Genomic DNA, 25,842 nt, shown 5'->3' with positions numbered 1-25,842 from the left:
ACATCATGACCCGTACACTGACCCTGCGTGCCGTCGAGCCGGTGACGCATGACACCAACCGTTACATCTTTGACGCCCCCGCGAACCTGGATTTCGAACCGGGTCAGGCGGCGGAGCTGAGCATTGACAAGAAGGGTTGGCGCGAAGCTGGGCGACCGTTCACTTTCACCTCGCTGCCCGGTGACGACCGTGTCGAATTCATCATCAAGATCTACGAAGAGCGCGACGGCGTGACTGACCGGATGGATGACCTGAAGCCCGGGGACGAAGTGATGCTGGACGGGCCGTTCGGGGCCATCACGGATCAGGGTCCGGGCACGTTCATTGCCGCAGGTGCGGGCATCACGCCGTTCATCCCGCTGCTGCGCGACCGGGCGCGGCGCGCAGACCTTGGGGGATGTCACCTGATCTTTGCCAATGATGCGGCGCGCGACATCATCCTGCGCGATGAGTGGGCAGAGATGGACCTGCCGGTTGATTTCATCCTGTCCGAGGAAAAGGCGGACGGGTGCGATCATGGTCAGGTGGATCACTCCTATCTCAGGGACAAGATCCGGAATTTTGACCAGACCTTTTACATCTGCGGGCCGCAGGCGTTTGTCGATACGGTGCGCGACGGGCTCAAGGCGCTTGGTGCGGACGAAGACCGCATCGTGACCGAAGAAGGCTGGTAAGCCGCCCTAGTCCGGCGGCACCGCCTCCAATAGATCGCCCGGCTGGCACTCCAGTGCGTCACACAGCCGGGCGAGCGTTTCGAACCGCACGCCCTTGACCTTGCCGGATTTCAGCAGGCTGAGGTTCTGTTCGGTGATACCGATCTGCGCGGCAAGATCGCGCCCGCGAATCTTGCGCCGCGCCATCATGACGTCGAGGCGCACAATGATCTCCACGCTCATACGAAGCCCTCGTTTTCTGCGGACAGGCGTGCCGCTTCGGCGTGAATCCAGCCAAAGAGGGTCATGAGCCCCGCCGCGAGCAGCATCAGGCAATCGGCGCTGCCGAAACCGATGGCAAGCGACCGTTCGCCGGGCGGATTGTTCCAGGTGAGGGCCGCAATTATGATCGTGTTGCCAACGATATGCGCCGCGGCCAGCGCAAGCAGGCCCGCGCCGATGCGCTGCACCTGACGGGCCGTGTGCCCGGCGAAGACCTGTCCACTGGCGCAGGCACGCAGCCAGCTGCGCACCAGCCAGAGCAGCCAGAGAAACAGCGCCATCCGCACCGCTTCGACCGTGATCCACACGAAGGTCGGACCCGTGCCGATGTCGTCCGGCAGGGTTGTCACCCCATAGGTCGCGCGCAGCGTGTCGGCGTCGATACTGCCCGTGCCGAGCGCGATCAGGGCGGTGATCGGGACAAGGATCATCAAAACGGTCGTTGCGACGGCTAGGATGCGGGCACGCCGGGAAATACGATCTTCTGCCATTTTTACTCTTTCCATCTCTTGTTTTATAAATTTACTGTAAAACAATAAAGAATCATCTGAAAGAGGGAAAATCATGAAAGATGTACTTTTGGCGGCAACCATTCTTCTGGGGGCGTGCAGCACAGTGGTGCCGGGCACGGTCCTGAAATTGTCGGAGGTCGATCCGCTGACGGCGGACCCTGCGGATATTGCATTGCAGGTTGAGGTGCCGGACAGTCTCGGGTTGCTGCCCGAGGCGGGCACGCTGGCCCTGAGCGCACAGTTTCGGGACGGCACGGTCAAAGCGGGGCAATTCCCGATCGAGCAGGTGGGTGACGTGCTGCAGATCGCCCCGGCCTCACATGCGGCATTGCGGGCATTGCAGGCCGAGATTGCCGTGTGGGAGACCGCGGATCCCGACGGGACGGATGGCAGCCTTGGGGTGGATCTGGAGCCGTGTCTGAGGGCGCCGCGTGTGCCTGCGGATGCGACCGTTTCGGTGGGCATCCGGCTTGAGGCAGACGGCGCGTTTCTGCCGCTTTTGCGGGACGCGCCGCTGGCAGAAGCGCTCGAGACGGCGACATTTGACGATATGCCGATGTGTCCGTGAGCACCCTTCATTGAAATGTCACCCCGGCGTTGCTACACTTAGGTGTCCCTGCGCCGGGGCAAGCGGCGCGATGTCTCAAGGAGGACAATGTCCTGTCAATCTCTGCACAAGCGGTTCAGACCGCTGACGGAGCCGCGGCAATGAGTGCCGCATCCAACAGCCAGGCCCAGGATCAGGGCACCAGCGAGGCGCTTCTCGCGGCTGTGCTGTCATCCCTTTCAGACGACAAGGCCGAAGATGTCGTGCAGATTGATCTGCGCGGCAAGACGGCGTTTGGCGATTACATGGTGATCTGTTCCGGGCGGTCCTCCCGGCAGGTGGCCGCGATATCGGAAAAGCTGGCCGAGCGGATCAAGTCCGGGTTCGGGCGCAGTGTCCGGATGGAAGGCAAGGACACGGGCGATTGGGTGCTGATCGACACGGGCGATGTGATCGTCCATGTGTTTCGCCCCGAAGTGCGCGAGTTCTACCAGTTGGAAAAGATGTGGCAGCCTGAGCTGACCACGACCAACTGACGCACGTCCGATGCGCATTACAATCTGCGCGGTGGGCCGCCTGCGGGGTGGCCCGGAGGCAGATTTGATTTCCGATTATCTCAAGCGGTTCGACCGGACGGGCCGGGCGCTTGGCCTTGGGCCGGCCACAATCGTTGAGGTTGAGGACCGCAAGGGCGGCGGTATGGCCGCAGAGGCGGCGTTGTTGCGCCGCGCGTTGCCAACGGGAGCTGTGGTCTGTTGTCTCGACGAGCGGGGGACGGTCGAGACCTCGCCCGCCTTTGCCGCACGGCTGGGACGCTGGCGCGACACGGGGTGCCGCGATCTTGCCCTGGTTATCGGGGGGGCAGACGGGATTGACGCCGGGCTGCGCGCGGAGGCGGACCACCTTTTGTCATTCGGTGCGATGGTGTGGCCGCATATGCTGGTGCGGGTGATGGTGACCGAGCAGCTTTACCGAGCCGCATCGATCCTGTCCGGTGGGCCGTATCACCGGACGTGATCCAAAGGCCGCCTTGCGGCGACGCGATGTTTTAGGGGGCTCTGCCCCCGGGCCTCTGCCCCCGGGCCTCTGGCCCTCCCCCGTGGTATTTTCGGCCAGAAGAATGGGTCAGCCGTCCGGCAGGGTGACGATGGTGGTGCCGTCGTTCCAGCCTGCGGGCAGGTCGCGGGCCTGGATCTGCACTTGCGTTGTGCCCTCGGGGATCTGGACGCCATCGAGGCTGCGGGTGAAGGGCTGTTCGTTGACATGGGGATGGTACAGGACGCGCAGGCCCAGTTCGTTGCCGTCCATATCCAGCACGCGCCAGCCGTCGGCGTAGTGGTCCCAGCCGGTGTCGGGATGGCTGATCGTGACCGAGAAGCGGTAGGTGTCGGTGCCGGTTTTCCGGATGTCGACATTTTCGATCACGGGATCTTCGGCGAAGGCGGGGCTGGCGAGCAGCAACAGGGGGATCAGGTATTTCATGGTGCGCAGCCTAGTGCGTGTGGCGCGCGCTGTCGCCTCACGGTTTCGTGCCGAGCAGGATGTTGCGCGAATTGGATGCAAATTCTCGGCGCCAGATCACCGCGAGGGTGAAGAGCGTGGCAAAGATCAGCGCCCAGGGACCGGCCAGCCATGCCGCGCAGGCGAGGCCGAAATAGACGGCGCGCAGGCCGCGGTTGAAGGACCGGGCGGCGGCGATGTTGATCTCGGCCGCCTGGGCCGCGCGGATGGTGCAATCGGGATGTGTGATGTCGTTTGGCACTGCGGCCATGACAACGGCAGCATAGCCGAAGAGGCGGTTGGCCCAGACGAATTTCAGGAATGCGTTGGTCAGGAACAGGGCAAGCACCACCAGCTTGACCTCCCAAACGAAGGTTGGCGCGTCCATCAGCACCAGATCATTCGCGATGCCGGTGAGCCGTTCGGCGTTGCCCATCACCGCCAGCGTTCCGCCGATTGCAATGACGGCAGTTGAGGCGAAGAAGGCCGTGCCCTGGCGCAAGCTGCTGACGATCTGCGCGTCAAAGATGCGAGGGTCGCGGTCGATCATCTGCTGCATCCATTCGCGCCGGTAGCCTGCCATGATCTGCGAGGTTGAAGGGTGTTTGGCGGCGGGATGTTCGATCCGCCAGCCAATCGCGAGCCAACCGAGCACAAGCAGGCCCAGAGCCGCGCCGTCCAAGGGTGTAAAGAGTACCAGTCGTTCGAGCCACGTCATGGGGCGATGCATACACTTTGAGGAATCGGATTGCATCCCGGCAAAATTGGTAATATCTTTTTACCAATACGAGGAGATGCCCCCATGGAAATGCCAACACCGGATCCTCAGGTTCTTGCACGCAAGGCGCGGGTCGTGTCCCGGCTGCGCGAGGTTCTGCCCGCCGATGCGGTCATCGATGATCCCGCGGAAACGCGCGCCTATGAGTGTGATGCGCTGACGGCGTATCGGTGTCCGCCGATGGTGGCCGTGTTGCCCGCGACCACGGCAGAGGTGTCGGATGTCCTGCGTGTGTGTCACGACGAGGGGGTGCCGGTGGTGCCGCGCGGGTCGGGTACGTCGCTGGCGGGCGGCGCGTTGCCGACGGCGGATTGCGTGATCCTGGGCGTGGCGCGGATGAATGCCGTGCTTGAAACAAATTATGACAACCGGTTCGTGCGGGTGCAGACGGGGCGGACCAACCTGAGTGTGACGGGCGCGGTCGAGGCGGATGGGTTTTTCTATGCGCCCGACCCGTCGAGCCAGCTGGCCTGTGCCATCGCGGGCAATATCGCGATGAATTCCGGCGGGGCGCATTGTCTGAAATACGGTGTGACCACGAACAACCTTATGGGCGTGACCCTCGTCCAGATGGACGGCACCGTTGTTGAGTTGGGGGGCGCGCATCTGGACGCGGCGGGTTTGGATCTGCTGGGTGTGATCTGTGGGTCCGAAGGGCAGCTGGGTGTGGTGACCGAAGCGACGTTGCGCATTCTGCACAAGCCCGAAGGTGCGCGCCCTGTGCTGATGGGCTTTGACAGTGCGGAAATTGCGGGCGCCTGCGTGGCGGATATCATCAAGGCGGGTGTGCTGCCGGTCGCGATTGAGTTCATGGACCGGATGTTGATCGAGGTCTGTGAGGATTTTGCGAAGGCGGATTATCCGTTGTGCGAGGCCCTTTTGATTGTCGAGGTGGAAGGGTCGGATGCCGAGATTGATGCGCAGCTTGCGTTGATCACGGCCATTGCGGAGCGGCACAATCCTGTGGCTCTGCGCGAGAGTGCATCGCCCGAGGAAAGCGCGCGGATCTGGGCCGGACGCAAGGCCGCATTTTCCGCGATTGGGCGTGTCAGTGACTATATGTGCCTCGACGGCACGATCCCGGTCTCCGAGCTGCCTTATGTCTTGCGGCGGATCGGGGAGATGTCGCAGGAATACGGATTGCCGGTGGGCAATGTGTTCCATGCGGGCGACGGCAACATGCATCCGCTGATTTGCTATGACGCGAACAAGCCCGGTGATCTGGAGACCTGCGAAGCGTTTGGGGCGGAGGTGCTGAAGCTCTGTGTCGAGGTGGGCGGGTGCCTGACCGGGGAACATGGTGTCGGCATCGAAAAGCGGGATCTGATGAGCCATCAATATGCGCCAGCGGATCTGGAGGCGCAGATGGCGGTGAAGGATGTGTTCGATCCGAGTTGGTTGCTGAACCCGGCGAAGGTGTTCCCGCTGGATGTGTCGGAGCCGCGGCGTGGTGCGGCCCTGGCGGCGGAGTAAGGGGGCGCTGCCCCCTCGCGCGGACGCGCTCACCCCCGGAGTTTATAAGGCGAGATGAAGATGGATCAGATCACGACAGAGGCGGATGTTGCCGAAGCGGTGCGGTCGGCTGCCGGGCCGTTGGCGATCAAGGGGGGTGGGACGCGGCATATGGCGCCGGACGGTGCCGACGTTCTGGATGTGTCGGGGTTGCGCGGTGTGACGCTTTATGAGCCCGGCGCTTTGACCATCGTGGCGCAGGCGGGCACCCCGGTGTCGGAGATCGAAGAGACGCTGGCGGCGGAAAACCAGCGGTTGGCCTTTGAGCCGTCGGATTTGACGGGCCTGTTGGGCACAACCGGTGCGTCGACGATTGGCGGGGTTGTGGCCACCAATGCCAGCGGGCCGCGCCGCATTCAGGCCGGTGCCGCGCGGGATTTCGCGCTTGGGGTGCGCTTTGTGGATGGTGCGGGTCAGGTGATCAAGAACGGTGGCCGGGTGATGAAGAACGTCACCGGGTATGATCTGGTGAAATTGATGGCCGGATCGCATGGCACGCTGGGCGTGTTGACGGAAGTCAGCCTCAAGGTGCTGCCCGCCGTCGAGACCACCACGACGCTCGTTCTGCGTGAGCTTGCGCCGGAGGCTGCGGTGCGGGCGATGAGTGCTGCACTCGGCTCTCCTTATGAGGTGTCGGGGGCCGCGTGGATTGGCGGGGACGTCTGGCTGCGGGTGGAAGGGTTCGACAGCTCGGTAACGTACCGGGCGGCTGCACTGACCGAGGTGTTGGGTCCGTTCGGGTCCGTTGACGTCGTTGCCGATGCCGATTGGACGCGGGTGCGGGATGGTAAGCCCTTGCACAACGCGGAGGCGGTGTGGCGCGTATCGGTCAAGCCCAGCGACGGGCCAGCGGTGATTGCCGCCCTGCCGGACGGGGCACAGAGCATGATGGATTGGGCCGGTGGCCTTGTGTGGGTGGGTCACAGTGCGTCGCAACCGTTGCACCATAGCCTGCAGGCGCAGGCGGCCACGCTGGGTGGGCATGCGACCTTGATCAAGGGGCCCGCCGCGTTGCGCGGTACGGTGCCCATGTTCCAGCCCGAGCCTGCGCCGGTGGCGGCGCTCACCGCGCAGTTGCGGGCGCGGTTCGACCCGCGCGGTATTCTCAACCCCGGACGGATGGCAGCCTGACATGCAAACAACCTTTTCCGACGCACAGCTTGCCGATCCGCAGGTTGCCCGCTCCAATGAGATCCTGCGCAATTGCGTGCATTGCGGGTTTTGTACGGCGACCTGCCCGACCTATCAGGTGCTGGGCGATGAGCTCGACAGTCCGCGGGGGCGGATTTACCTGATCAAGGACATGCTGGAGAACGACCGGGAACCGGATGAAAAAGTGGTCAAACATATTGACCGCTGCCTGTCCTGTCTTGCCTGCATGACCACCTGCCCGTCGGGCGTGCACTATATGCATCTGGTGGATCACGCGCGGGAGTATATCGAGGATCGGTACCAACGGCCCTTTACCGACCGGGCCTTGCGGTGGGTGTTGGCGCGCATCCTGCCCTATCCGATGCGGTTCCGGGTGGCGCTTCTGCTGGCCAAGATCGGGCGTCCGTTTGCACCGCTGATCCCGGATGCACGGTTGCGCGCAATGCTGGACATGGCGCCAAAGCACATTCCGCCCGTCAGCCGCAATGACGATCCACAGAGCTTTGCCGCCGTCGCGCCGACGAAGAAGCGGGTGGCGTTGATGACGGGCTGTGCGCAAAAGGCGCTGAACACGGATATCAACGATGCCACGATCCGTCTGCTCACGCGCCTGGGCTGTGAGGTCGTGGTGGCCGAAGGCGCGGGCTGTTGCGGTGCGCTGACCCATCACATGGGCAAGACGGCGGAAAGCCACGGGACGGCGGCCAAGAACATCCGCGCCTGGACCAAAGAGATGGACGGTCAGGGCCTGGATGCGATTGTCATCAACACGTCCGGTTGTGGCACGACGGTGAAGGATTACGGGCACATGTTCCGCAATGACCCGCTGGCCGCGGATGCCGCGCGCGTGTCGGACATTGCGATGGATGTGAGCGAGGTTTTGATGCAGCTGGAGCTGCCCGAGGGCGCGCCGCAGGACCTGACCATCGCCTATCACGCGGCCTGCTCGCTGCAACACGGGCAGCAGATCAAGACCTTTCCCAAGGACCTGTTGAAACGGGCGGGCTTTCGCGTGGTGGAACCTGCGGACAGTCACCTGTGCTGTGGCTCGGCGGGGACCTACAACCTGATGCAGCCGGAGATTTCCGCGCAGCTGAAGGAACGCAAGGTGCGCACGCTTGAGGCGACCAACCCGGATATCATCGCCGCAGGCAATATTGGCTGCATGATGCAGATCGGGTCTGCCGCCGGTATTCCGGTCGTGCACACGGTGGAGTTGCTGGACTGGGCCACGGGCGGGCCGCGCCCCCCTGCGCTGGATCGTGCCCCGTCGGATGTACCCATTTTGCGATAAATTTGCCGGTTGCCCTATTTTTGCCGCCATTCGCCGTTACGCCGTTCGGGTATAGTTTTGTTTTGGGGATGGTTTGACGATGCGGCGATGGATGGCCCTTTCGCTTATGGCACTGGTTGTCACGTCAACCGCATTCGCCCAGGACAGCAAATTGAAGCGCTTGGCGTCCGGTGTGGACGCCCGTGACTGGGAAGCGGTCGGGCGGCTCAACCTTGGCGACACAGGATTTTGCACCGGCGCGCTGATTGCCGACGACATGGTGCTGACCGCTGCGCATTGCCTTTTCGACAAGCAGACCGGCGCGCGCATCGATGCGGACCAGATTGAGTTTCTTGCCGGATGGCGGGACGGGCGCGCCTCGGCATACCGCACGGTGAAACAGGCCGTTGTCCACCCCGACTATGACCGCAAAGAACAGACACGGGCTGCGCAGATGCGCTTTGACCTCGCGCTTCTGCGGTTGGATCATCCGATCCGGGATGGCCGGATCAAGCCATTCACCACCGCCACCCGCCCGCGGCGCGGCGCGCATGTGGCGCTGGTCAGTTACGGCAAGGGCCGGGCCGAAGCGCCGTCGCTTCAGGATTTCTGCCGGGTGATCGGACAGCAGGACGGCGTGTTGGTTACCTCCTGCTCGGTCGAGTTTGGCAGTTCGGGTGCCCCGATCTTTGTGATCGACGGGAGTGCGGTGCACATCGTGTCCGTGGTATCGGCCAAAGCCGAGGTCGAAGGGCAGGCGGTGTCACTTGGCACATCGCTGGGCGCGCCACTGGCGCAGTTGCAAGCGGAGCTGGTGGCCCAATCCGAAACGGGCAATGTGCGTGTGGGTGCGCCCCGCAACGACACCGGCGCAAAGTTCGTCAAACCATGAAACGTTTGATCACAGCCCTTTTCCTCGGCCTTGCCGGGACGGCAGCCGCGCAGACAACTGACCTGCGCACGCTTGATACCGAATATTCGGCGGCCAGCTGGAAGGCCGTGGGACGCATTGATTTTGGTCGGGGCGCGTTCTGCTCCGGCACGCTGATTGCGCCGGACCTTGTTCTGACGGCGGCGCATTGCCTCTACAGGCCCGGCACCGATCAGCTTTGGCCGACGGACAATATCCGGTTCCACGCTGGTCTGCGGGACGGGCGTGCGGTGGCCAGCCGGTCCGCGCGCGATGCCGCCGCGCATGAGAGGTTTCAGCCCACCGCGCCGCTGTCGGCGGAAAATGTCGCCTATGACGTTGGCCTGATCCGGCTGGCCGATCCGATTGCCACTCATGAGGTGCCGCCGTTTTACGTACATGCCGACCGCATCCGGCCCGGATCGGTCAGTGTTGTTTCGTACGGCAAGGGCCGTGCGAATGCGCAATCCCGTCAGAAGCAATGCCAGATGCTGGCCCGCCAGGGGGATGCGATGATCTTTGATTGTGATGTCACCTTCGGATCCTCGGGCGCGCCGGTTTTCTCGCATCTGAACGGGCGCGGGCGCATCATGGCCGTGATCTCCGGCATGATCTCGGTCGAGGGACAGAAACGGTCCGTGGGCATGGTCCTGCCCGACCGTGTTACAGAGCTGAAACGGCAATTGCGCCTGCAGATTGCGCCGCCCACTGCCAATGCGCGCCGCATCACCGTGGGTGGCGGCAGCAATCGCAGCGGCCTCGGGGCAAAATTCGTACGCCCCTGAAAAGGGTCTTGAACGGCCGGAAATCCTCACCACATCTACTTCATCGGATGCCCAAGACGGGGTCCGACCATAGCAACCTGCGGGCCTGTCCACTGCGGAAGGTTCGCCGTTAATCGCTCAAAGATGAGGATGACATGCGTACATACGACTTTGCACCGCTTTACCGCGCAACTGTTGGTTTCGACCAGATCGCGGACCTGATGGACCGGGTCCTGTCGACGGACAACAACTCCAACAGCTACCCCCCTTACAACATTGAAAAGACAGATGACGACGCGTACCGGATTTCGGTCGCCGTTGCCGGCTTTTCAGATGCCGATCTCAACGTCGAGGTCAAGGAAAAGGCGCTGATTGTCTCTGCCAAGAAGGCAGACGAGGACAGCAAATCCTACCTGCATCGCGGCATTGCCACACGCGCGTTTGAACGCCGCTTCCACCTGGCCGACCATGTGGTCGTGACCGGTGCGTCCCATGTGGACGGCATGTTGCACATTGATCTTGTGCGCGAAGTGCCAGAGGCGCTCAAGCCGCGGCGGATCGAGATTGCCAGCCAAAAGGCCATCGAAACGGACGTGGTCGACGCCAAGGCCGTGAACTGATCCGGAGCACGCGCCGAAACATCTGGACCACCCGACGCGGCCTGAAATCACGGATTTCGACGCGCCCGGTGGCGGATGATCCATTAGGTATCCGGAGCGATGTTTCGACGACCTGTCAGGCTGTGACACGCCTGACCCACCCCCGCGCATCCTCCCCCCTGCGCGGGGGTTTTTCATGCCCACGCAACACTCAGGTCCTGCGGCTGGCCGCAATCGCCAACCCATCGGCCACCGCTGTGAACACGTCGGCAAAGCTGTGTTGCGCGTTGGGGCAGGTGGCGCGCACGACATCTGTGACCAATGTCATCAGGCTCGAGCCGCCAACATAGATCACCTGATCAATGTCACCTGCTGTGCAATTGGCGTGGGCAAAGGTGTCGCGCAGCCCCTGATGCAAGGTGTCCCCAAACGGCTCCAGCACCTGGCGTAGCGTCACCGCGTCCGTTGGAACGGTCAAATCGCGCTCGACCTGGCGCAGGTCAATCTGTGCCCCTGCCGCATTCCCGTTTGCGGCGATTTTCCCCGCTTCGACGGCAAAGGCAACGTCATGGCCCAGCTCGTGTTCCAGCACGGTGACCAACCGTTCAAACCGCGCCGCATCTTCCGCTTGCTGCGCCATGGTCTTGGCGTCCCGCAATGTGCGCGCTGAATAAAGGAACGGGATCTTTTCCCAGGTTGCCAGGTCGTGAAACACTCCCTTGGGTGCTGGCAAAGTACCCGGCCCAATCGCATTGCGCAGCGCAGTGCCGAGGCCGAACTGCGGCATCACCTGCGCGATGCTGACGGCCCGGTCGAAATCCGTGCCGCCAATGCGGACCCCATGATTGGCCAGGATCTGCACCGCGCCACCCGCCACGCGGAACACCGAAAAATCCGACGTCCCGCCACCGATATCGACAATCAAACCGGTTGCGCCGTCCGTAGCCCCTGCCGCAATCGCCGCCGCTTCCGGCTCGGCCAAAAACGCAACCTCCCCGAACCCCGCGGCGATATAACAGGCCCGCAAATCCGCCTCCGCCTGCGCCTCGCGCGGATCGTCCGTGCCATGAAACACCACCGGCCGCCCGGACAGAACCCGGTTAAACGCGTGCCCGGCCTCGGCCTCTGCGCGCGCTTTCATCTGCGCCAGAAACCGCGCGATGATGTCCACAAAGGTCACCCGTTCATTCAGCAGTTGCCGTTTTTCATGCATCAGCGATGTGCCTAGCACTCGTTTCAGCGCCCGCATGAACCGCCCCTCGACCCCGTCGAGCAACGCCGCCTGCGCCGGATGCCCCATCCGCATGACCCGCGCGTCAAAATCAAAAAACACCGCTGTCGGCAGTGTCGTTGCCCCGTCGCCCATATCCACCAGATGCGGCGCGCCGTCCCGCACGAAACCCGCCGCCGAATTCGACGTTCCGAAATCAATGCCAAGCGTTGCGGTCATCTGCGCTGATCCTGTCTTCATCTCGCAAGAAAAACTCTCCCCGAAGGGCCGGTCTGCCACCAGGCCCCGGCGTCTCTCAGGTCGCGCATCAAATGTAAACCGGCACTGTGGCCTGCAAAACGCGTCACGTGGTTGACCCGGACCGGGCGGGCGCGGATAATCGGCGCAGAAAAACAAAATGATAGTTCAAGGGATTGGAGACGGGACATGTCCGAAGACAACAAGTTGCTGATGTTTTTTGCCGAGGCGATTGCAGGGATCAGTGAGGACATCCCCTTTCCCGCTGGAACACCGCACGCGCTGATGCTTTTTGCCCACGCCCCGTCCTTTGTCGAAGGGCAGGATATCGCGGTGGGCGGTGCCACCGAAATGGGCTGGCTCGAAGTCAAGGTTGTCAAGGCCGGTGAGATCAAGGACGGCCCCTCCAGCATCGACGAAGAGGCGCTGCGCATGGCGGCCGAAGATGCGGTGGAATACGGGCTTGGCCTCGTGGTTTATGACAGCGAACTGCCGCCTGAAGGGCTCAAGGTCACGCCCGGTATCGGCGTGCGCCCCGAAGAGCTCTAGACCTGCGGCGTCTGACCGGCGAGCACCTGTTGCATCCAGGCGGTGTCGATATTGCCACCGCACAGGATCACACCGACACGTTTGCCCGCCATGGCATCGCGTTCCTGCATCAACCCGGCCAACGGCGCAGCACCCGCGCCTTCGGCCACGTTATGCGTTGCTGTGAAATAGAGGCGGATGGCGTCCGCCACCGCGTCATCGCTGACCGCGATGATCCGGTCGGCACCTTTCGCATAGATATCGAACGCCTCCTGCACCGGCACCCGCACGGCCATACCGTCGGCAAACGTGCTGGCAGAGTTCGTCTCGACCAGACGCCCGGCCTCGACCGACAGTTTTGCGGTTTGCGCCTGATCTGACACAACGCCCACCACTTTGGTCCGCAGCCCCAAAGCATCGCGGGCCATGATCGTGCCGCAAATCCCCGACCCGCAGCCAATCGGCACATAGACCGTGTCGAGCTCCGACTGCGCCGTGAAAAACTCGTAGGCATAGGTTGCCACGCCGCGCACCAGTTCCGGGTGATAGGGCGGCACGATGAACAGCCCCTGTTCCTCGGCCACCCGGAACGCTTCCATCCGTGCGGTGTCGAAGTCGTCGCCATGCTCCACCAGCTCTGCCCCAAAGGCGCGCATGGCCGCATTCTTTTCCACCGAATTGCCGCGCGGCACATAGACAAGCGCCCGCAGACCCGCGCCCGTTGCGGCCCATGCCTGCCCCTGTCCGTGATTGCCCCGCGTGGCGGTGCAAATGCCGGGCACATCGGGATGCGTGCGGACCAGCCAATCCATAAATGTCAGCGCGCCGCGCACCTTGAATGCGCCCGTCGGCGTGTGATTTTCGTGCTTGACCCACACCTCGGCTCCGGTGGCGGCGCTCAGGAGGGGCCAATGGTGCTGCGGCGTGGGCGCCATGCGGTCATGGACAAAGCGGGCGGCGGTTTCGAGATCGGTCAAACTGAGCATGCGCGCAACCTGCTTCAAGGGTTCGGTGCCGTCAACGGGCCCACACAGTTCGGTATTGCCACATCGCACCGGGACTCTGATAAGGGAGAAAAGGGTGACAGACCCGCGCGTAGGGCGGGGCACCGGATAGAATGGGGGATGTCAGATGTTCAGAACGGCGACAGTCTTGGGATGTGCGGCGGTGCTGCTGGCGGCATGTGATGAAACCGTCGGCGGGGCCGGCGGTAATTTCATCAACCCGCTGCCCGAAGAAATCGTGGACCTGGCCGGACCCAATCAGGACCTGAAGGCCGTGCGCGTTGATCCGGTCGACGGGTGCCTTGTCTATCGGCATGTCGGCCCGGTCGAAACAACGTTCCTGCCCCTGCGGGCCAAGTCTGGCGCGCCGATTTGCACGCGCCAGCCCGAGGCCGAAGCCCCGGCGCCCGCCGCTTAACTGCGCGCCGTCACGCTGTCTTCGGTTGGATAGAGAACAGCCGTGACGCCCGTGTCGACATTTTCATAGAGCATGTTGATGTGCGCCATGATCATCCGCACGCACCCCGAACTTGCCCGCCCGCCGATGGACCGGGGCTGGGGGGAGCCGTGGATGCGCAGGTACGTGTCGCGATTGCCGACAAAGAGGTAGAGCGCCCGCGACCCAAGCGGATTGCGCGGCCCGCCGTCCATCCCGTCGGCATGTTGGGCAAAGCTGGCCGGGTCCCGTTCGATCATCGCAGGCGTGGGTGTCCACGTCGGCCACTTGGCCTTGCGACGGATTGTGTAGGTGCCGGGTTCGTACAGATTGCCACGCGCAATCGCCACGCCGTAGCGCATCGCCGTGCCCTCGGGTTCGATGTGGTAGAGATAGCGCGCCACTGCGTCGACGTGGATATCGCCCGGCGTCAGCCCCGGATTGGCCTCAACCCGCTGGGGCAAAAAGCGGCGGTGCACCCCCCATGGATTGGTTGTGGCTGGGTCGAAATTCGCGGGCGTGACCTGTGCGTCCCACCGGGACCATTTGGACCTGTCACTGATCGGACGCGCCAGTGCCGGCCCGGCAAGAGGCGCGGAGAACAGCGCGGTGGACGTGATGATAAAATGGCGTCTGGTTAACATCTTGTGGCTCCTGTCTTGGTCAAACGTCGCACCCAAGGGCCGCAATCGCGAGTCACGAGGCTGTGATCGCGTGCGGCCCGGGTGATGTCAGACGCTCATGCACACGTATTTCATTTCGAGGAATTCCTCGATCCCGTGATGGGATCCTTCGCGACCCAGCCCTGATTGCTTGACCCCGCCAAAGGGCGCGACCTCGGTCGAGATGATGCCCGTGTTCACGCCCACGATCCCGTATTCCAGCGCCTCGGCCACTTTGTAGACCCGGCTGAGATCGCCTGCGTAGAAGTAGGCGGCGAGGCCAAAGATCGTGTCATTGGCCATATCGATCACCTGATCCACGTCATCGAATTTGAACAGCGGGGCGAGGGGGCCAAAGGTTTCTTCGTGCGCTACGGTCATGTCCTGCGTCACGCCGGTCACGATGGTGGGCTGGAAGAACCCGCCGCCCAGTTCGTGCGGCGCGCCACCGGTAAGCACGGCGCCGCCATGCTCCACCACATCGGTCAAATGGTTCTGCACCTTCTCTACCGCCTTGTCGGAAATGAGCGGCCCGGTGGTCACGCCGTCGGAAAAGCCGTCGCCGACCTTGAGCGCTTCGACAGCGTCCTTCAGCTTGGCGGCGAAGGCATCGTAGACACCCGCTTGCACGTAAATGCGGTTGGCGCAGACACAGGTTTGCCCCGCATTGCGGAACTTGCACATCATCGCGCCCTCGACGGCAGCGTCCAGATCGGCATCGTCAAACACGATGAACGGCGCGTTGCCGCCCAGTTCCATCGAACATTTCATCACTTGATCGGCGGCCTGTTTCAGCAGGATGCGCCCGACCTGCGTCGATCCGGTAAAAGTCAGCTTGCGCACATCCGGGTTCTCACAGAACTCCTTGCCCGTCTCCGACGCATTCGATGTCGTGACGACCTGGAAAATGCCGGCAGGCATCCCGGCCCGCTCGGCCAGCACACTCAAGGCAATCGCGGACAGCGGCGTAAGTTCCGCCGGGCGCGCGACAAAGCCACAGCCTGCCGCCAGCGCAGGCGCGGCCTTGCGGGTGATCATCGCGTTGGGAAAGTTCCACGGCGTGATCGAGGCCGCGACGCCGATGGGCTGTTTCATCACCATGATGCGCTTGTCGCGCTGGTGGCCCGGGATCGTTTCGCCATAGATGCGCTTGGCCTCTTCGGCGAAGAATTCAATGAACGATGCGCCATACCCGATCTCGCCCTTCGCTTCGGCCAGTGGTTTGCCCTGTTCCGCGGTCAGGATCGTGCCGAGATCGTCCACGTTTTCCATCATCAGGTCGAACCAGCGGCGCAGCACGGCTGCGCGTTCCTTGCCGGTCCAGCTGGCCCATTCCTTCTGCGCGGCTTTTGCCCCGGCGATGGCGTCGGCCACCTGGCTTCGGCTCAGATCAGCGACCTGCGCGATGACGTCGCCGCGCGCGGGATTCGTCACGTCAAATGTGCCGTCCTTGCCATCGATCCACGCGCCGTTCACATAGGCGCGGGTTTCCAGCAGGGCCGGATCGGAAAGCATGGATTTGAGGTCTGTGGTCTGATCAAGCATGGGATGTCCTTTTCGGGTCTGGCGCATGTGAACCAACGAGCGCTAGGGTTGTCCAGTTCCAAAGCCACGGGAAAATCATGCCAGATCTCGACGACGCCTATGCCAACGGGGCCTATATCGAAGGTGCCGAAGGCTTTCCACCACGTTGGCAAGCGGAGGCTGCGGCGTACCGGGATGCACTTGGCGACCGGGCGCGGTTGGGCATCCGGTACGGGCCGACCGAGCGGACGGCCTATGACCTGTTCCAACCCAAGGGCGCGTCACGGGGCACCATGATTTTCGTGCATGGGGGCTATTGGCTCAGGTTTCACCGTCACGACTGGTCCGCCTTTGCGACGGGGGCCAACGCGCGGGGGTGGTCGGTTGCAATGCCGTCCTATGACCTCGTGCCCCGGGTCAGCATCGCCGGGATCACCCAGCAGATTGCGCAGGCGATCACGCATATTGCGGCGAACACGTCCGGTCCCATCACGCTTGCGGGTCATTCTGCCGGCGGGCATCTGGTGGCGCGGATGCTGGCGCCGGGGATGTTGCATGGCGATGCACTGGCACGGGTCACCCATGTGGTGCCGATCTCTCCGGTCAGTGACCTTGAGCCCCTGATCCGCACGTCGATGAACGCCGATTTTGCCCTTGATCCGGCGATGGCCCGCGCATCGAGCCCCGTGCACCAACCCACGCCCGACATCCCGGTGACCGTCCGTGTCGGCGCAGACGAGCGGCCGGTGTTTCTGGATCAGGCCCGCTGGTTGGCGGAGGCGTGGACTGCGGCGCATGATGTTGTGCCGGGATTGCACCATTTTGACATCATAGACGCGCTGAAGGATGCCGACAGCGCGTTGATGCGCATCCTGACTACTGAAACCCGGTCGCCGGGCAGCGGCGGCCCTTGAGACAGCGCGTCACGGCCTTGATCTGATCTGCGGTGGGGCGGGCAAAGACGGTCCCGCCGCACGGATCAAAGGACACGGCGTGCCCGTCATCGGTCCGCTCGACAAAGGCGAGCACGTCCCCTTGCGCCGGTCCCGCACACCACGGGCCAAAACATGCCACCTGCACCGTGACATCGATCGCAAACGGGACGTCCGGTCCGTTGCGTGAAAAGGCGTGGCCTTCGATGCGACCGGGGATGAGGGTGAGCGGCGGCGTTTCATCCTGTCGGTTCAGGTCGACCTGCGGCCAGAGGCGTTCGTCAAACTGAAGCGCGCCCCGCACGATGATGTGGTCCCTTGGGGATGCGTCCGCCGACAGGTACGCGTCCGTGACACCCCATGGCGTGCAGGACAGCGCCTCTGCCAAACCGGGCGCGAGGGCGATCAAGAGAGCCAGCGCGCGGATCATAAATGCTCTGCGAATTCGGCGAGCACATGTTCGTAGACGTCGCGTTTGAACGGCACAATGGCATCGGGGAGGTCGGCAGGCGTCATCCAGCGCCATTTGGAAAATTCGGGGTCTTCTGTGGCAATGTTGATCTGATCATCCGAGCCGGAAAAGCGCAGAAGGAAGTACTTTTGTTCTTGTCCGCGAAACCGGCCCTTCCACAGTTTCGGCACAAGGTCATGCGGCAGTTCATAGGGCAGCCAGCCTTGGGTTTCGGCCACGACCTCGACCAGATCGGGGGTGATCCCCGTTTCCTCCTCCAACTCGCGCAGGGCGGCGGCGCGGGCGTCTTCGCCGTCGTCGATGCCACCTTGGGGCATTTGCCAGGCGTCTTTGAAATTGTCCTTGCGCTGGCCGACCCATACCTGGCCATCCGCGTTCAGGACCATGACCCCCACGTTCCGGCGGTAGGGCAGTTTGGCGATCTCTTCGGGGGTCATGTCAGGGCCTTTTCCATTTCAGCGCGGGACAGGGTCTGGCCATCCCGCGCGACGTCTTCATGCCGGATAACACGAAAGCCCAAGCGCGCAAATGCGGGCTGCGCCATCAGGCTGGCATGGGTCCAGAGGCGCGCGGTTCCCTGTGTGCGTGCCGCTGTTTCAAGCGCCGTCATCAAGTGGCGAAACACGCCCCGGCCCTGTGCCGCGCTGTGGACATAGGCGAAATCGACATAGCCCCCGTCCGCAAGCGTCACAAAGCCCAACGCCATTCCGTCCTGTTGGGCCAGCCAGATCTGCTGGTCCCCCACCCGTGCCGCCCACGGCGCACCTTTGGGCACCTCGGGCAGCCATGCCTGTCGCTGTGCCGCGGTGTACGCGCTTGGGCCGTTGTGAATTGCGTCCCACATAAGCGCTCCGAGACGGTCCAACGCGTCCTTGCCCACCGGTTTTACGTCAATCACGGTTTATCCTTTCATTGACGCCGCGTTGCACGTGACATCGCGCGTTCTATACCTGACACCAAGGGGAATTGCCCACCGGGAGGACATTATGACAGCCTATCCACATATGCTTGCACCGCTGGACCTTGGGTTCACAACGCTCAAGAACCGCGTGTTGATGGGGTCGATGCATACCGGTCTTGAGGAAACGCGCGATTGGAACCGGGTGGCGGAGTTTTATGCCGAACGGGCGCGGGGCGATGTGGCGTTGATGGTGACGGGCGGGATCGGTCCCAACCTCGAGGGGTCCGTGTTGCCCGGTGCCGCGATGATGACAACGCCCGAGGATGTGACCAACCACGCCGTCGTGACACAGCGGGTGCACGACAATGGCGGCAAGATCGCGATGCAGATCCTGCATGCGGGCCGTTATGCCTATGGTCCGAAATGCGTCGCGCCATCGCCCGTGAAATCGCCAATCTCGCCGTTTCCACCGGCAGAGCTGGACGAGGACGGGATTGAAAAGCAGATCAGCGATATTGTCGCCACCGCCGCCCGCGCCCGCGAGGCGGGCTATGACGGGGTCGAGATCATGGGGTCCGAAGGATACTTCATCAATCAGTTCCTCGTGACGCACACCAACAAGCGGACCGATCGCTGGGGCGGCAGTTATGAGAACCGGATGCGCCTGCCGATCGAAATCGTGAAACGGACGCGCGCTGCCGTAGGTGATGATTTCATCATCATCTACCGGCTGAGCATGATTGACCTCGTGCCCAATGGATCGACCTTTGACGAGGTTGCGCAACTGGCGCGCGAGATTGAGAAGGCCGGGGCGACGATCATCAACACAGGTATTGGCTGGCACGAGGCGCGTATCCCGACGATTGCAACCTCTGTGCCTCGGGCGGCATTTTCATGGGTGACCAAGAAACTGATGGGGCAGGTGTCGATCCCGGTCATCACCTCCAACCGCATCAACACGCCCGAGGTTGCCGAAGAGGTGCTGGCCACCGGCTGCGCCGACATGGTGTCCATGGCGCGGCCCATGCTGGCCGATGCGCATTTCGTGTCGAAGGCCATCGCCGGGCAGTCAGACCAGATTGCGCCCTGCATCGCCTGCAATCAGGCCTGCCTTGATCACACCTTCTCGGGCAAGATCAGTTCGTGTCTGGTGAACCCGCGCGCCTGCTATGAAACGGAGCTGGTGGTGGAACCGGCTGCCACATCGAAAACCGTTGCGGTTGTGGGTGCCGGGCCTGCGGGCCTGTCCACGGCCATCACGGCGGCGCAACGGGGTCACGACGTGACCCTGTTCGACCGGGCGTCCGAGATTGGCGGGCAGCTGAACCTCGCCAAGCAGGTGCCGGGCAAGGAGGAGTTCTGTGGGCTTGTGGATTGGTTCCGCACCATGGTGTCGGAGGCGGGTGTCACGCTCAAGCTCGACACCGAAGCCACGGCAGAGATGCTCAGTGATTATGACGAGGTGATCATTGCCACGGGCGTGCTGCCGCGTGACCCGGAAATTGAGGGCCAGGACGCGGCGCATGTGCATTCCTACATTGATTTGCTCACGAAACGTGCGACGCCCGGTAAAACAGTCGCCGTTGTCGGGGCCGGGGGTATCGGGTTCGACGTGTCCGAATTTCTTGTGCACGAAGGTGACAGCCCGACGGAAAACCTGCCCGAATGGATGACCGAATGGGGTGTCAGCGACCCGGCCGAGCATCGCGGCGGTTTGGCCCCCCAAGGGCCACAGCCGGACGCACCGGCCCGCGCGGTGACGCTGCTCCAACGCAAGGCCGAAAAGCACGGCAAGCGGTTGGGCAAGACCACGGGTTGGATTCATCGTGCTGCGCTGAAAATGAAGGATGTGACCTTTGTCGGGGGCGTGAACTACGAACGTATTGATGCCGAGGGTCTTCATGTCAGTTTCGGCGAGGCGCGCGAAAATCCGGGCGTGATCGCGGCGGATGACATCATCCTGTGCGCCGGTCAGGTGCCGGACCGTAGCCTTGCCGACGCGCTGGAGGCCATGGGCAAGCCCTGCCATGTGATCGGGGGGGCCGATGTGGCGGCGGAACTGGATGCGAAACGCGCGATTGATCAGGGCACCCGCCTGGCCGCGACGCTCTAGTTGCAGGTGATGGGCGCGAGCGGTAGCGTTGCATCATGCCCCTTTGCGCCTTTGACATTGCCCCCGATGGCACCGTTTCCGACGCCCCACGGGCGGATGGATACCGGTGGCTGCACTTTGAGCTGAGCGATCCCGACCTGCCTGCCTTTCTGGCGGATCACGTGCCGGACATTCCTGCCGCAGCGCTCACCACAGCCGAGACACGCCCCCGATGTGATGCATATGGGGACGGTTTGATCCTGAATTTTCGGGGCGTGAACCTGAACGATGATGGTCCCGCCGATCAGATGGTGGCCGTGCGCATGTGGGTCACCGGGACGCTGATCGTGTCGGTGCAGGTGCGCAAGATCTTTGCCATCGACACAGTGCGGCAAGAGGCCGAGGCGGGACGGGGTGCCGCCAGCCCACTGGCGTTTGTCGCGCAATTGGTTCGGTTGCTGATGCGCCGCGTGCGCGAAACGGTTTTCGATCTTGGTGAACGGGTCGACACGATGGAGGATTCCGTTGTGGACGAAGACACGCCGCTGCCGCCCGAATTGGCAGAAGAGCGGCGCATGGCCATTCGGTTGCGCCGGTATCTCGGGCCACAGCGAGATGCGCTGGAGACGTTGACCATCATCGACAGCGCGCTGATGTCTGACCCCCTCCGCGCGCAGTTTCGCGAACTGTCCAATGTGGCCAAGCTGACGGTTGAGGAATTGGACGCGTTGATTGCGCGCATGACGGCGGTTCAGGATCACCACACGGCGAAGGCCGCGCAGCAGCAGGGGCACAACGGATATATCCTGTCCATTGTCGCGGCCGTTTTCCTGCCGCTTGGCTTTATCACCGGATTGTTCGGTGTGAATGTGGCGGGCATGCCGGGGATTGATACGCCCTGGGCTTTTGCTGCGCTCTGCGCCGCGATGGTGCTGATCTCGGTGCTGGCGCTGGTGTGGATGCGCCGGCTCAGGTGGATTTGAGCCGACGCACGCGTGTTACTCGACTGTGATCGTGATCACGTCGCTCATGACTGGCGGCACGTGGGGCACGTGGTTGAGATCGCCCAGAACCAGTTGCAGGGTGTGGGTGCCCGCAGGCAGATCAAGCGTCGCTTGCGTCTGACCCTTGCCATAGTGGATGTGGTTTTCATCCGCCGGAATACCATAGAGCAATTCCTCGGCGCCTTCCTCACCCTCACCCATGGGCGCGCGGTTGATCAGCAGGTGGTGGTGCCCGGAATTCTCATATTCGACACCTGCGGGTGCGATGCCCATACCGTCGAGGCCAAAGACCACTGTGACCGGGCCGGACACGGTCGCGCCGTCCTCGATGTTAACAAAATAGACGCTGGCGCCTTCTGCCGACGGTGTGTCCTGCGCCGCAGCGGCGGATGTCAGCCCAATGGCCATACACAGGCCGATCACGAATTTTTTCATTTCCCATTTCCTCCGAAACATGGTGACTTAACGTTACTGTAACACCCCGGGACTGATTTTATTCGCACTTCTCCTAAAGATTCCGTCAGCGAGGTTCGGGACGGCATGAGCGCGGTTTTCCCGCGCCTCTGGCGGTATTCGGTAGCACTCACCGGCCGGCGGGACTGGGCCGATGATCTGGCCCAGACCACATGCCTGCGCGCACTCGACAAGGCGGACCAATTCGAAACGGGCACGCATCTGGATCGCTGGATGTTCCGCATGGCGCAACGCATCTGGCTGAATGAGCTGCGATCGCGCAAGGTGCGCACCGGTGGTGGCCTTGTTCCGGTCGAAGAAATCGACCTTCCTGATAAATCTCCATCTGCTGACACGAATATTATCGCGCGTGACGTGTTGAATAGGGTGAACGCCTTGCCTGAGGCACAACGTCACTCTGTCTTCCTCGTGTACGTGGAAGGCTATAGCTACAAGGAAGCGGCCGAGATAATGGAGATCCCGATCGGCACTGTCATGAGCCGCCTGGCCGCTGCACGCAAACGGCTGGGTGAAGAAATGGCAGATGCTAAAGGTCAGACATCATGACCCAGAACCGAACATTTACAGACGAAGAACTCACGGCGTTCCTGGACGGAGAAGCGGACGATGCGCTGGCCGTGGACATCGGTGACGCGCTGGAAACGGACGCAGAGCTGAGCGCGCGTCTGGCTGCACTCGACTTTCCGGTCGCAGCGTTGTCGCACGCGTATGACGCGCTGTTGCAGGATGCACCGGCGATGCCCGCGTTGCCCGAAGCCGTGCCTGCGCCCGAAGCGGCCCCGGCCTCCCGTTTTGGGTGGGGATGGGGCGTTGGCACCTTTGGCACCGGTCTGGCGGCAGGCCTTGCCGTTGCGGTGTTCACCGGCTTTGGTCAGCCGGAACCGGCGCCGCCGCCCGGTTGGGCGGCCTTTGTGGCATCCTACCAATCGCTCTACACACCCGAAACGCTGGCCACTGTGTCGGCAACAGAGGCGGAGCGCGCCGCGCAGCTGGCCCGCGTGTCGCAAGCGGTCGGTCTCGACCTGACCACATTGCCAGAGGCGCCGGGCCTGACCTTCAAGCGGGCGCAGGTGCTGGGCTTTAACGGTAAACCGCTGGTCCAGCTGGCCTATCAGCGGGACGATGGCACGCCCGTTGCGCTGTGCATCATCCCCGCGGGCCCGGACGGCAAACCGGTCAGCATGGGGGCCGCGCAGGGCATGGACCTGGCCCGGTGGAACACGCCCGGTTTCGGGTTCCTGCTGATCGGCGGCACGGATCAGGCGCCGCTTGTGACCGAGGCGGAAACATTCCAAAGCTGGAGTGTCGGCGACGCCATTTAAGCCCGGTTGAAGGCGCGGCGGATCGTTTCCGTGCCTTCAACGATCCCTACAATCATCCCGATATTATCCCACCACTGCCCCGATCCTGCCCAGATTGGCCCTCATAGCTGTTCCTCGAGTAGAGCAATGAAAGGGCCGGCAATGGACCGCCTTACAGAAATGGAAGCCTTCGCCACCGTGGTGGATCAGGGTGGATTTACAGACGCGGCCAAGAAGATGGGGATTTCGAAATCTGCCGTCTCCAAACACGTCTCGTCGCTTGAGGCACGGTTGGGTGCGCGGTTGCTGAACCGCACGACACGCCGCGTGTCGCCTACGGAAATTGGCCTGGCCTATTACGACCGCGCCCGCCGCGTTCTGAATGACGCAGGCGAAGCCGACGCGTTGGTCACGTCGATGCAGTCTGCCCCCTCGGGTCTTCTGCGCATTTCGGTGGCCACGGATTTCGGGGTGAACCACCTGTCGCCCGCGCTGTCGGAATTCCTTGAGGATTTCCCGGACATCACCGTGAACATGGTGCTCAACAACCGGTATGTGGAACTGATCTCTGAAGGGTTCGACATGGCCGTCCGCATCGGAGAGCTGGAAGACAGCACATTGCGGGCGCGCAAGCTGACCGAGACGACCAAGCGGATGATCGCGAGCCCCGAATACTTCAAGAAATTCGGACGTCCCGAAAAGATCGACGACCTGAACGAACACAAACTGCTGCATTACTCGAACCAATCGTCGGGCAACGTGTGGAAGCTGACCGCGCCATCGGGTGAAAAACGTCAGGTGCGCACCGCCGGTTGGCTGAGCGTCAATGACGGTCAATCTCTGCTGAATGCGGCGATCTCGGGTCTTGGCATCGCATATCTGCCGAGCTTCCTCTATGCGGATGCGATGGAAAAGGGTCTGGTGCAGGACGCAATCCCCGACCTGCCCATGGAAACACAAGGCATCTATGCCGTCTACCCGCCCGGCCGCTTCACACAGCCCAAAGTCCGCGCTTTCATTGATTTCCTAGTCCACGCCTTTGCCGACAAAGGCCCGGCAGACTGGTAACACGAACAACCAACCTCCCCTCGGTTGAACTGCCCCGGTGTGTCCCAAGCACATCGGGGCATTTTTTGTTCCGGGTGTCTCGGCGTGCTAGGGTTCCGGCATGCGCAATGCTCCGACCCTGGCCACGCAACGGCTTGTGCTGCGCCCTGCGGCATGGGCGGATGTGCCGTTTCTCGTTCGACTGACCGGTGATCCGTCCGTGCGGGCATATCTTGGCGGGGTGCAGCCCTTTCGGGCGCGTGTCCTGCAGGCGCTGCGAACAGGGACGGGGTTCTGGATCGTCTGCACGGTGCCCGGCGCGCAACGGATCGGGTTGATGTCCCTGACGCCGCACAAGGACGGGTTGGACACCGAACTGTCCTATCAAATGGTCCCGGCACAATGGGGCCAGGGGTTCGCAACCGAGGCCGCGCAGGCGCTGGTGCAGTACGGCCTGGCTGACCTGGGACTGCCCCGGATCATCGCCGAGACGCAAAGCGCGAATGCGCGGTCCTGGGGGATGTTGCAGCGCGTAGGATTTGTCGAGCTCCGCAGGTTGCACCGTTTCGGGGCAGAGCAGATCATTCTGACCAGAAGCTAGCCGTCTTCGCGCACCACGATCACCTCGACGCGCCGGTTGGCCTCGCGGCCTTCGACGCTCAGGTTCGATGCGCGTGGCGCGAGGTATCCCATGCCTGCCGCATCCACGCGCGTGGCATCCGCGCCATATGTTTCGATCAACCGGGTGCGTACGGCTGCCGCCCGCGCCCGCGAGACGTTGATGTTGGCGTCGAGCCCGCCAGACGTGTCGGTGTGCCCCACAACCGCGACCTGCAGACCCGGCCGTTCCCTGAGCAGGGCGGCCAGCGCCTCCAGATCCGGAGATGGGGCGTCAGACAGGGTGGTCGTGCCGACGGCAAAATCGACACCGCCCAGAACCGCCGCACCCGTGTTCAGGAGTTGATCTATGAAACCCGCCGTCGGAGCCGCTTGAGGGGCGGGGATTGGTGCGGAGGGTGTGGCCTGCGCCACATCCCCGACCGAGACGATCTGTATGTATCCCGCGCTTTGTGCCGAACTGGCCAGCAACGTGACCGCGGCCGTTCCGTCCGCCGTACGTGCGGCAAGGAAATGGTAGGCGCGGATGTTCACGTACATGTTCGGCGCGGGCAGCACTTCGATGGCAAAGCGAAAATCGAAACCGCCGCAGCTGTCCTGATCGCAGTCCAGTATGATTTCGTATCCCGCTGCCTCGACCTGCGCCCGCAGAGGTGCAAGGATTTGCAACGGTGTCAGCCCGGGGCTGGACACGCGGTAGGCGCGGCGTTGCACCGGTCCTTCGATCACTGTGGTCGGCAGACCACCCGCGCCAAAGGGGGCCACGGGCATTGCGATCTGGGACAGGGCGCTGTCCCGTTGTGCGGTGAGGCGCGCGGTGGCCGGCAGGTCCAGTTGCAGGGCCTGCACCGGCGCTGTGGCCAACATCAGAAGCAGGAGAGCCGCGCGCCACATCCG

At 63.0% G+C, this 25,842-nt stretch carries 32 protein-coding genes; 19 read left to right on the top strand and 13 right to left on the bottom strand.

Features of this window, described 5'->3' with window-relative positions; translation table 11 throughout:
- Positions 1-5 precede the first annotated feature (5 nt).
- Positions 6-674, top strand: coding sequence for an FAD-binding oxidoreductase (locus ACERHN_RS08645; protein WP_415922232.1), 669 nt, complete (start codon positions 6-8; stop codon positions 672-674).
- 6 nt (positions 675-680) lie between these two features.
- On the opposite strand, the gene ACERHN_RS08640 is transcribed toward ACERHN_RS08645, so the two are convergent.
- Positions 681-896 carry a helix-turn-helix domain-containing protein gene (locus tag ACERHN_RS08640; RefSeq protein ID WP_415922231.1) on the bottom strand — a complete coding sequence of 72 codons (216 nt, stop codon included), beginning with the start codon at positions 894-896 and terminating at the stop codon, positions 681-683.
- Positions 893-1,426: a hypothetical protein gene (locus tag ACERHN_RS08635; protein ID WP_415922230.1), complete on the bottom strand. Its 534-nt coding sequence runs from the start codon at positions 1,424-1,426 to the stop codon at positions 893-895. The genes ACERHN_RS08640 and ACERHN_RS08635 overlap by 4 nt, the downstream gene beginning before the upstream one ends.
- Positions 1,427-1,499: 73 nt before the next feature.
- Here ACERHN_RS08635 and ACERHN_RS08630 point away from each other — a divergent pair, with 73 nt between their 5' ends.
- The 3 genes from ACERHN_RS08630 (at position 1,500) to rlmH (ending at position 3,011) form a co-directional block, all read left to right on the top strand.
- Positions 1,500-2,015, top strand: coding sequence for a hypothetical protein (locus ACERHN_RS08630; protein WP_415922229.1), 516 nt, complete (start codon positions 1,500-1,502; stop codon positions 2,013-2,015).
- A gap of 140 nt (positions 2,016-2,155) precedes the next feature.
- Positions 2,156-2,530 carry a ribosome silencing factor gene (rsfS, locus tag ACERHN_RS08625; RefSeq protein ID WP_415922228.1) on the top strand — a complete coding sequence of 125 codons (375 nt, stop codon included), beginning with the start codon at positions 2,156-2,158 and terminating at the stop codon, positions 2,528-2,530.
- A 10-nt stretch (positions 2,531-2,540) separates the two neighbouring features.
- Positions 2,541-3,011: a 23S rRNA (pseudouridine(1915)-N(3))-methyltransferase RlmH gene (gene rlmH, locus ACERHN_RS08620; protein ID WP_415922227.1), complete on the top strand. Its 471-nt coding sequence runs from the start codon at positions 2,541-2,543 to the stop codon at positions 3,009-3,011.
- Between the two features lie 108 nt (positions 3,012-3,119).
- On the opposite strand, the gene ACERHN_RS08615 is transcribed toward rlmH, so the two are convergent.
- Both ACERHN_RS08615 and ACERHN_RS08610 read right to left on the bottom strand, forming a co-directional pair.
- Positions 3,120-3,476 (bottom strand): hypothetical protein, encoded by a 357-nt coding sequence (locus tag ACERHN_RS08615; protein WP_415922226.1) that lies wholly within the window; start codon positions 3,474-3,476, stop codon positions 3,120-3,122.
- Between the two features lie 37 nt (positions 3,477-3,513).
- Positions 3,514-4,212, bottom strand: coding sequence for a DUF599 domain-containing protein (locus ACERHN_RS08610; protein ID WP_415922225.1), 699 nt, complete (start codon positions 4,210-4,212; stop codon positions 3,514-3,516).
- An 84-nt stretch (positions 4,213-4,296) separates the two neighbouring features.
- Here ACERHN_RS08610 and ACERHN_RS08605 point away from each other — a divergent pair, with 84 nt between their 5' ends.
- The 6 genes from ACERHN_RS08605 (at position 4,297) to ACERHN_RS08580 (ending at position 10,503) form a co-directional block, all read left to right on the top strand.
- Positions 4,297-5,745 carry an FAD-linked oxidase C-terminal domain-containing protein gene (locus tag ACERHN_RS08605; protein WP_415922224.1) on the top strand — a complete coding sequence of 483 codons (1,449 nt, stop codon included), beginning with the start codon at positions 4,297-4,299 and terminating at the stop codon, positions 5,743-5,745.
- A gap of 60 nt (positions 5,746-5,805) precedes the next feature.
- Positions 5,806-6,915, top strand: a complete 1,110-nt coding sequence (glcE, locus tag ACERHN_RS08600) for a glycolate oxidase subunit GlcE (RefSeq protein ID WP_415922223.1) — start codon at positions 5,806-5,808, stop codon at positions 6,913-6,915.
- 1 nt (position 6,916) lies between these two features.
- Positions 6,917-8,230 (top strand): glycolate oxidase subunit GlcF, encoded by a 1,314-nt coding sequence (gene glcF, locus ACERHN_RS08595; RefSeq protein ID WP_415922222.1) that lies wholly within the window; start codon positions 6,917-6,919, stop codon positions 8,228-8,230.
- A gap of 91 nt (positions 8,231-8,321) precedes the next feature.
- Positions 8,322-9,101, top strand: a complete 780-nt coding sequence (locus tag ACERHN_RS08590; RefSeq protein ID WP_415922221.1) for a trypsin-like serine peptidase — start codon at positions 8,322-8,324, stop codon at positions 9,099-9,101.
- Positions 9,098-9,904, top strand: a complete 807-nt coding sequence (locus tag ACERHN_RS08585) for a trypsin-like serine peptidase (protein ID WP_415922220.1) — start codon at positions 9,098-9,100, stop codon at positions 9,902-9,904. Before ACERHN_RS08590 ends, ACERHN_RS08585 begins: the two co-directional genes overlap by 4 nt.
- Positions 9,905-10,038: 134 nt before the next feature.
- A complete protein-coding gene (locus tag ACERHN_RS08580) occupies positions 10,039-10,503 on the top strand; it encodes an Hsp20 family protein (RefSeq protein ID WP_415922219.1) in 465 nt (154 codons plus the stop codon).
- A gap of 190 nt (positions 10,504-10,693) precedes the next feature.
- Here the strand turns inward: ACERHN_RS08580 and ACERHN_RS08575 are convergent, their stop codons facing one another.
- A complete protein-coding gene (locus tag ACERHN_RS08575; protein ID WP_415922218.1) occupies positions 10,694-11,932 on the bottom strand; it encodes an Hsp70 family protein in 1,239 nt (412 codons plus the stop codon).
- Positions 11,933-12,139: 207 nt separating this feature from the next.
- Here ACERHN_RS08575 and ACERHN_RS08570 point away from each other — a divergent pair, with 207 nt between their 5' ends.
- Positions 12,140-12,499, top strand: coding sequence for a hypothetical protein (locus tag ACERHN_RS08570; RefSeq protein ID WP_415922217.1), 360 nt, complete (start codon positions 12,140-12,142; stop codon positions 12,497-12,499).
- Here the strand turns inward: ACERHN_RS08570 and ACERHN_RS08565 are convergent.
- Positions 12,496-13,464, bottom strand: coding sequence for a threonine dehydratase (locus ACERHN_RS08565; protein ID WP_415922216.1), 969 nt, complete (start codon positions 13,462-13,464; stop codon positions 12,496-12,498). The genes ACERHN_RS08570 and ACERHN_RS08565 overlap by 4 nt on opposite strands.
- A 145-nt stretch (positions 13,465-13,609) precedes the next feature.
- Here ACERHN_RS08565 and ACERHN_RS08560 point away from each other — a divergent pair, with 145 nt between their 5' ends.
- The gene (locus ACERHN_RS08560; protein ID WP_415922215.1) at positions 13,610-13,900 is read left to right on the top strand and encodes a hypothetical protein; all 291 of its coding nucleotides are present in this window, start codon (positions 13,610-13,612) and stop codon (positions 13,898-13,900) included.
- On the opposite strand, the gene ACERHN_RS08555 is transcribed toward ACERHN_RS08560, so the two are convergent.
- The gene (locus ACERHN_RS08555) at positions 13,897-14,562 is read right to left on the bottom strand and encodes a L,D-transpeptidase (RefSeq protein ID WP_415922214.1); all 666 of its coding nucleotides are present in this window, start codon (positions 14,560-14,562) and stop codon (positions 13,897-13,899) included. The genes ACERHN_RS08560 and ACERHN_RS08555 overlap by 4 nt on opposite strands.
- 87 nt (positions 14,563-14,649) lie before the next feature.
- Positions 14,650-16,125 carry an NAD-dependent succinate-semialdehyde dehydrogenase gene (locus ACERHN_RS08550; RefSeq protein ID WP_415922213.1) on the bottom strand — a complete coding sequence of 492 codons (1,476 nt, stop codon included), beginning with the start codon at positions 16,123-16,125 and terminating at the stop codon, positions 14,650-14,652.
- 77 nt (positions 16,126-16,202) lie between these two features.
- Here ACERHN_RS08550 and ACERHN_RS08545 point away from each other — a divergent pair, with 77 nt between their 5' ends.
- Positions 16,203-17,018: an alpha/beta hydrolase gene (locus ACERHN_RS08545; protein WP_415922212.1), complete on the top strand. Its 816-nt coding sequence runs from the start codon at positions 16,203-16,205 to the stop codon at positions 17,016-17,018.
- Here the strand turns inward: ACERHN_RS08545 and ACERHN_RS08540 are convergent.
- The 3 genes from ACERHN_RS08540 to ACERHN_RS08530 are packed head-to-tail and all read right to left on the bottom strand — an operon-like array spanning position 16,981 to position 18,406.
- Complete coding sequence (locus tag ACERHN_RS08540; RefSeq protein ID WP_415922211.1) at positions 16,981-17,466, bottom strand: hypothetical protein; 486 nt, start codon at positions 17,464-17,466, stop codon at positions 16,981-16,983. The genes ACERHN_RS08545 and ACERHN_RS08540 overlap by 38 nt on opposite strands.
- The gene (locus ACERHN_RS08535; RefSeq protein ID WP_415922210.1) at positions 17,463-17,945 is read right to left on the bottom strand and encodes an RNA pyrophosphohydrolase; all 483 of its coding nucleotides are present in this window, start codon (positions 17,943-17,945) and stop codon (positions 17,463-17,465) included. Before ACERHN_RS08535 ends, ACERHN_RS08540 begins: the two co-directional genes overlap by 4 nt.
- Entirely contained in the window at positions 17,942-18,406 is a 465-nt protein-coding gene (locus ACERHN_RS08530; RefSeq protein WP_415922209.1) for a GNAT family N-acetyltransferase, read from the bottom strand. Before ACERHN_RS08530 ends, ACERHN_RS08535 begins: the two co-directional genes overlap by 4 nt.
- Before the next feature lie 88 nt (positions 18,407-18,494).
- Between ACERHN_RS08530 and ACERHN_RS08525 the strand changes: the two genes are divergently transcribed.
- Entirely contained in the window at positions 18,495-20,522 is a 2,028-nt protein-coding gene (locus ACERHN_RS08525) for an FAD-dependent oxidoreductase (protein ID WP_415922208.1), read from the top strand.
- A 35-nt stretch (positions 20,523-20,557) separates the two neighbouring features.
- Entirely contained in the window at positions 20,558-21,484 is a 927-nt protein-coding gene (locus tag ACERHN_RS08520; RefSeq protein WP_415922207.1) for a zinc transporter ZntB, read from the top strand.
- A 15-nt stretch (positions 21,485-21,499) separates the two neighbouring features.
- On the opposite strand, the gene ACERHN_RS08515 is transcribed toward ACERHN_RS08520, so the two are convergent.
- Positions 21,500-21,940, bottom strand: coding sequence for a DUF4399 domain-containing protein (locus ACERHN_RS08515; protein ID WP_415922206.1), 441 nt, complete (start codon positions 21,938-21,940; stop codon positions 21,500-21,502).
- Between the two features lie 105 nt (positions 21,941-22,045).
- Between ACERHN_RS08515 and ACERHN_RS08510 the strand changes: the two genes are divergently transcribed.
- The 4 genes from ACERHN_RS08510 to ACERHN_RS08495 all read left to right on the top strand — a co-directional run bounded on the left by ACERHN_RS08510 (position 22,046) and on the right by ACERHN_RS08495 (position 24,928).
- Positions 22,046-22,525: an RNA polymerase sigma factor gene (locus ACERHN_RS08510; RefSeq protein ID WP_415922205.1), complete on the top strand. Its 480-nt coding sequence runs from the start codon at positions 22,046-22,048 to the stop codon at positions 22,523-22,525.
- Positions 22,522-23,301: an anti-sigma factor family protein gene (locus tag ACERHN_RS08505; protein WP_415922204.1), complete on the top strand. Its 780-nt coding sequence runs from the start codon at positions 22,522-22,524 to the stop codon at positions 23,299-23,301. Before ACERHN_RS08510 ends, ACERHN_RS08505 begins: the two co-directional genes overlap by 4 nt.
- Positions 23,302-23,442: 141 nt before the next feature.
- Positions 23,443-24,348, top strand: a complete 906-nt coding sequence (locus ACERHN_RS08500) for a LysR family transcriptional regulator (protein ID WP_415922203.1) — start codon at positions 23,443-23,445, stop codon at positions 24,346-24,348.
- Positions 24,349-24,448: 100 nt separating this feature from the next.
- On the top strand, positions 24,449-24,928 hold the full coding sequence (locus ACERHN_RS08495; RefSeq protein WP_415922202.1) for a GNAT family N-acetyltransferase: 480 nt from the start codon (positions 24,449-24,451) through the stop codon (positions 24,926-24,928).
- Here the strand turns inward: ACERHN_RS08495 and ACERHN_RS08490 are convergent.
- A complete protein-coding gene (locus ACERHN_RS08490) occupies positions 24,925-25,812 on the bottom strand; it encodes an OmpA family protein (RefSeq protein WP_415922201.1) in 888 nt (295 codons plus the stop codon). The genes ACERHN_RS08495 and ACERHN_RS08490 overlap by 4 nt on opposite strands.
- Between the last annotated feature and the right edge of the window lie 30 nt (positions 25,813-25,842).

It is taken from the genome of Tateyamaria rhodophyticola (genome assembly GCF_047777875.1).
GTDB lineage: Bacteria > Pseudomonadota > Alphaproteobacteria > Rhodobacterales > Rhodobacteraceae > Tateyamaria.
The sequence above is the reverse complement of the archived record's forward strand: the minus strand, read 5'-3'. Positions and strand labels throughout refer to the sequence as shown.

What these genes read in the sequence shown, in the direction of transcription:
- ACERHN_RS08645 (WP_415922232.1), top strand. Translation starts at nt 6, where the DNA reads ATGACCCGTACACTGACCCTGCGTGCCGTCGAGCCGGTGACGCATGAC.
- ACERHN_RS08640 (WP_415922231.1), bottom strand. Translation starts at nt 896, where the DNA reads ATGAGCGTGGAGATCATTGTGCGCCTCGACGTCATGATGGCGCGGCGC.
- ACERHN_RS08635 (WP_415922230.1), bottom strand. Translation starts at nt 1,426, where the DNA reads ATGGCAGAAGATCGTATTTCCCGGCGTGCCCGCATCCTAGCCGTCGCA.
- ACERHN_RS08630 (WP_415922229.1), top strand. Translation starts at nt 1,500, where the DNA reads ATGAAAGATGTACTTTTGGCGGCAACCATTCTTCTGGGGGCGTGCAGC.
- rsfS (WP_415922228.1), top strand. Translation starts at nt 2,156, where the DNA reads ATGAGTGCCGCATCCAACAGCCAGGCCCAGGATCAGGGCACCAGCGAG.
- rlmH (WP_415922227.1), top strand. Translation starts at nt 2,541, where the DNA reads ATGCGCATTACAATCTGCGCGGTGGGCCGCCTGCGGGGTGGCCCGGAG.
- ACERHN_RS08615 (WP_415922226.1), bottom strand. Translation starts at nt 3,476, where the DNA reads ATGAAATACCTGATCCCCCTGTTGCTGCTCGCCAGCCCCGCCTTCGCC.
- ACERHN_RS08610 (WP_415922225.1), bottom strand. Translation starts at nt 4,212, where the DNA reads ATGACGTGGCTCGAACGACTGGTACTCTTTACACCCTTGGACGGCGCG.
- ACERHN_RS08605 (WP_415922224.1), top strand. Translation starts at nt 4,297, where the DNA reads ATGGAAATGCCAACACCGGATCCTCAGGTTCTTGCACGCAAGGCGCGG.
- glcE (WP_415922223.1), top strand. Translation starts at nt 5,806, where the DNA reads ATGGATCAGATCACGACAGAGGCGGATGTTGCCGAAGCGGTGCGGTCG.
- glcF (WP_415922222.1), top strand. Translation starts at nt 6,917, where the DNA reads ATGCAAACAACCTTTTCCGACGCACAGCTTGCCGATCCGCAGGTTGCC.
- ACERHN_RS08590 (WP_415922221.1), top strand. Translation starts at nt 8,322, where the DNA reads ATGGCCCTTTCGCTTATGGCACTGGTTGTCACGTCAACCGCATTCGCC.
- ACERHN_RS08585 (WP_415922220.1), top strand. Translation starts at nt 9,098, where the DNA reads ATGAAACGTTTGATCACAGCCCTTTTCCTCGGCCTTGCCGGGACGGCA.
- ACERHN_RS08580 (WP_415922219.1), top strand. Translation starts at nt 10,039, where the DNA reads ATGCGTACATACGACTTTGCACCGCTTTACCGCGCAACTGTTGGTTTC.
- ACERHN_RS08575 (WP_415922218.1), bottom strand. Translation starts at nt 11,932, where the DNA reads ATGACCGCAACGCTTGGCATTGATTTCGGAACGTCGAATTCGGCGGCG.
- ACERHN_RS08570 (WP_415922217.1), top strand. Translation starts at nt 12,140, where the DNA reads ATGTCCGAAGACAACAAGTTGCTGATGTTTTTTGCCGAGGCGATTGCA.
- ACERHN_RS08565 (WP_415922216.1), bottom strand. Translation starts at nt 13,464, where the DNA reads ATGCTCAGTTTGACCGATCTCGAAACCGCCGCCCGCTTTGTCCATGAC.
- ACERHN_RS08560 (WP_415922215.1), top strand. Translation starts at nt 13,610, where the DNA reads ATGTTCAGAACGGCGACAGTCTTGGGATGTGCGGCGGTGCTGCTGGCG.
- ACERHN_RS08555 (WP_415922214.1), bottom strand. Translation starts at nt 14,562, where the DNA reads ATGTTAACCAGACGCCATTTTATCATCACGTCCACCGCGCTGTTCTCC.
- ACERHN_RS08550 (WP_415922213.1), bottom strand. Translation starts at nt 16,125, where the DNA reads ATGCTTGATCAGACCACAGACCTCAAATCCATGCTTTCCGATCCGGCC.
- ACERHN_RS08545 (WP_415922212.1), top strand. Translation starts at nt 16,203, where the DNA reads ATGCCAGATCTCGACGACGCCTATGCCAACGGGGCCTATATCGAAGGT.
- ACERHN_RS08540 (WP_415922211.1), bottom strand. Translation starts at nt 17,466, where the DNA reads ATGATCCGCGCGCTGGCTCTCTTGATCGCCCTCGCGCCCGGTTTGGCA.
- ACERHN_RS08535 (WP_415922210.1), bottom strand. Translation starts at nt 17,945, where the DNA reads ATGACCCCCGAAGAGATCGCCAAACTGCCCTACCGCCGGAACGTGGGG.
- ACERHN_RS08525 (WP_415922208.1), top strand. Translation starts at nt 18,495, where the DNA reads ATGACAGCCTATCCACATATGCTTGCACCGCTGGACCTTGGGTTCACA.
- ACERHN_RS08520 (WP_415922207.1), top strand. Translation starts at nt 20,558, where the DNA reads ATGCCCCTTTGCGCCTTTGACATTGCCCCCGATGGCACCGTTTCCGAC.
- ACERHN_RS08515 (WP_415922206.1), bottom strand. Translation starts at nt 21,940, where the DNA reads ATGAAAAAATTCGTGATCGGCCTGTGTATGGCCATTGGGCTGACATCC.
- ACERHN_RS08510 (WP_415922205.1), top strand. Translation starts at nt 22,046, where the DNA reads ATGAGCGCGGTTTTCCCGCGCCTCTGGCGGTATTCGGTAGCACTCACC.
- ACERHN_RS08505 (WP_415922204.1), top strand. Translation starts at nt 22,522, where the DNA reads ATGACCCAGAACCGAACATTTACAGACGAAGAACTCACGGCGTTCCTG.
- ACERHN_RS08500 (WP_415922203.1), top strand. Translation starts at nt 23,443, where the DNA reads ATGGACCGCCTTACAGAAATGGAAGCCTTCGCCACCGTGGTGGATCAG.
- ACERHN_RS08495 (WP_415922202.1), top strand. Translation starts at nt 24,449, where the DNA reads ATGCGCAATGCTCCGACCCTGGCCACGCAACGGCTTGTGCTGCGCCCT.
- ACERHN_RS08490 (WP_415922201.1), bottom strand. Translation starts at nt 25,812, where the DNA reads ATGTTGGCCACAGCGCCGGTGCAGGCCCTGCAACTGGACCTGCCGGCC.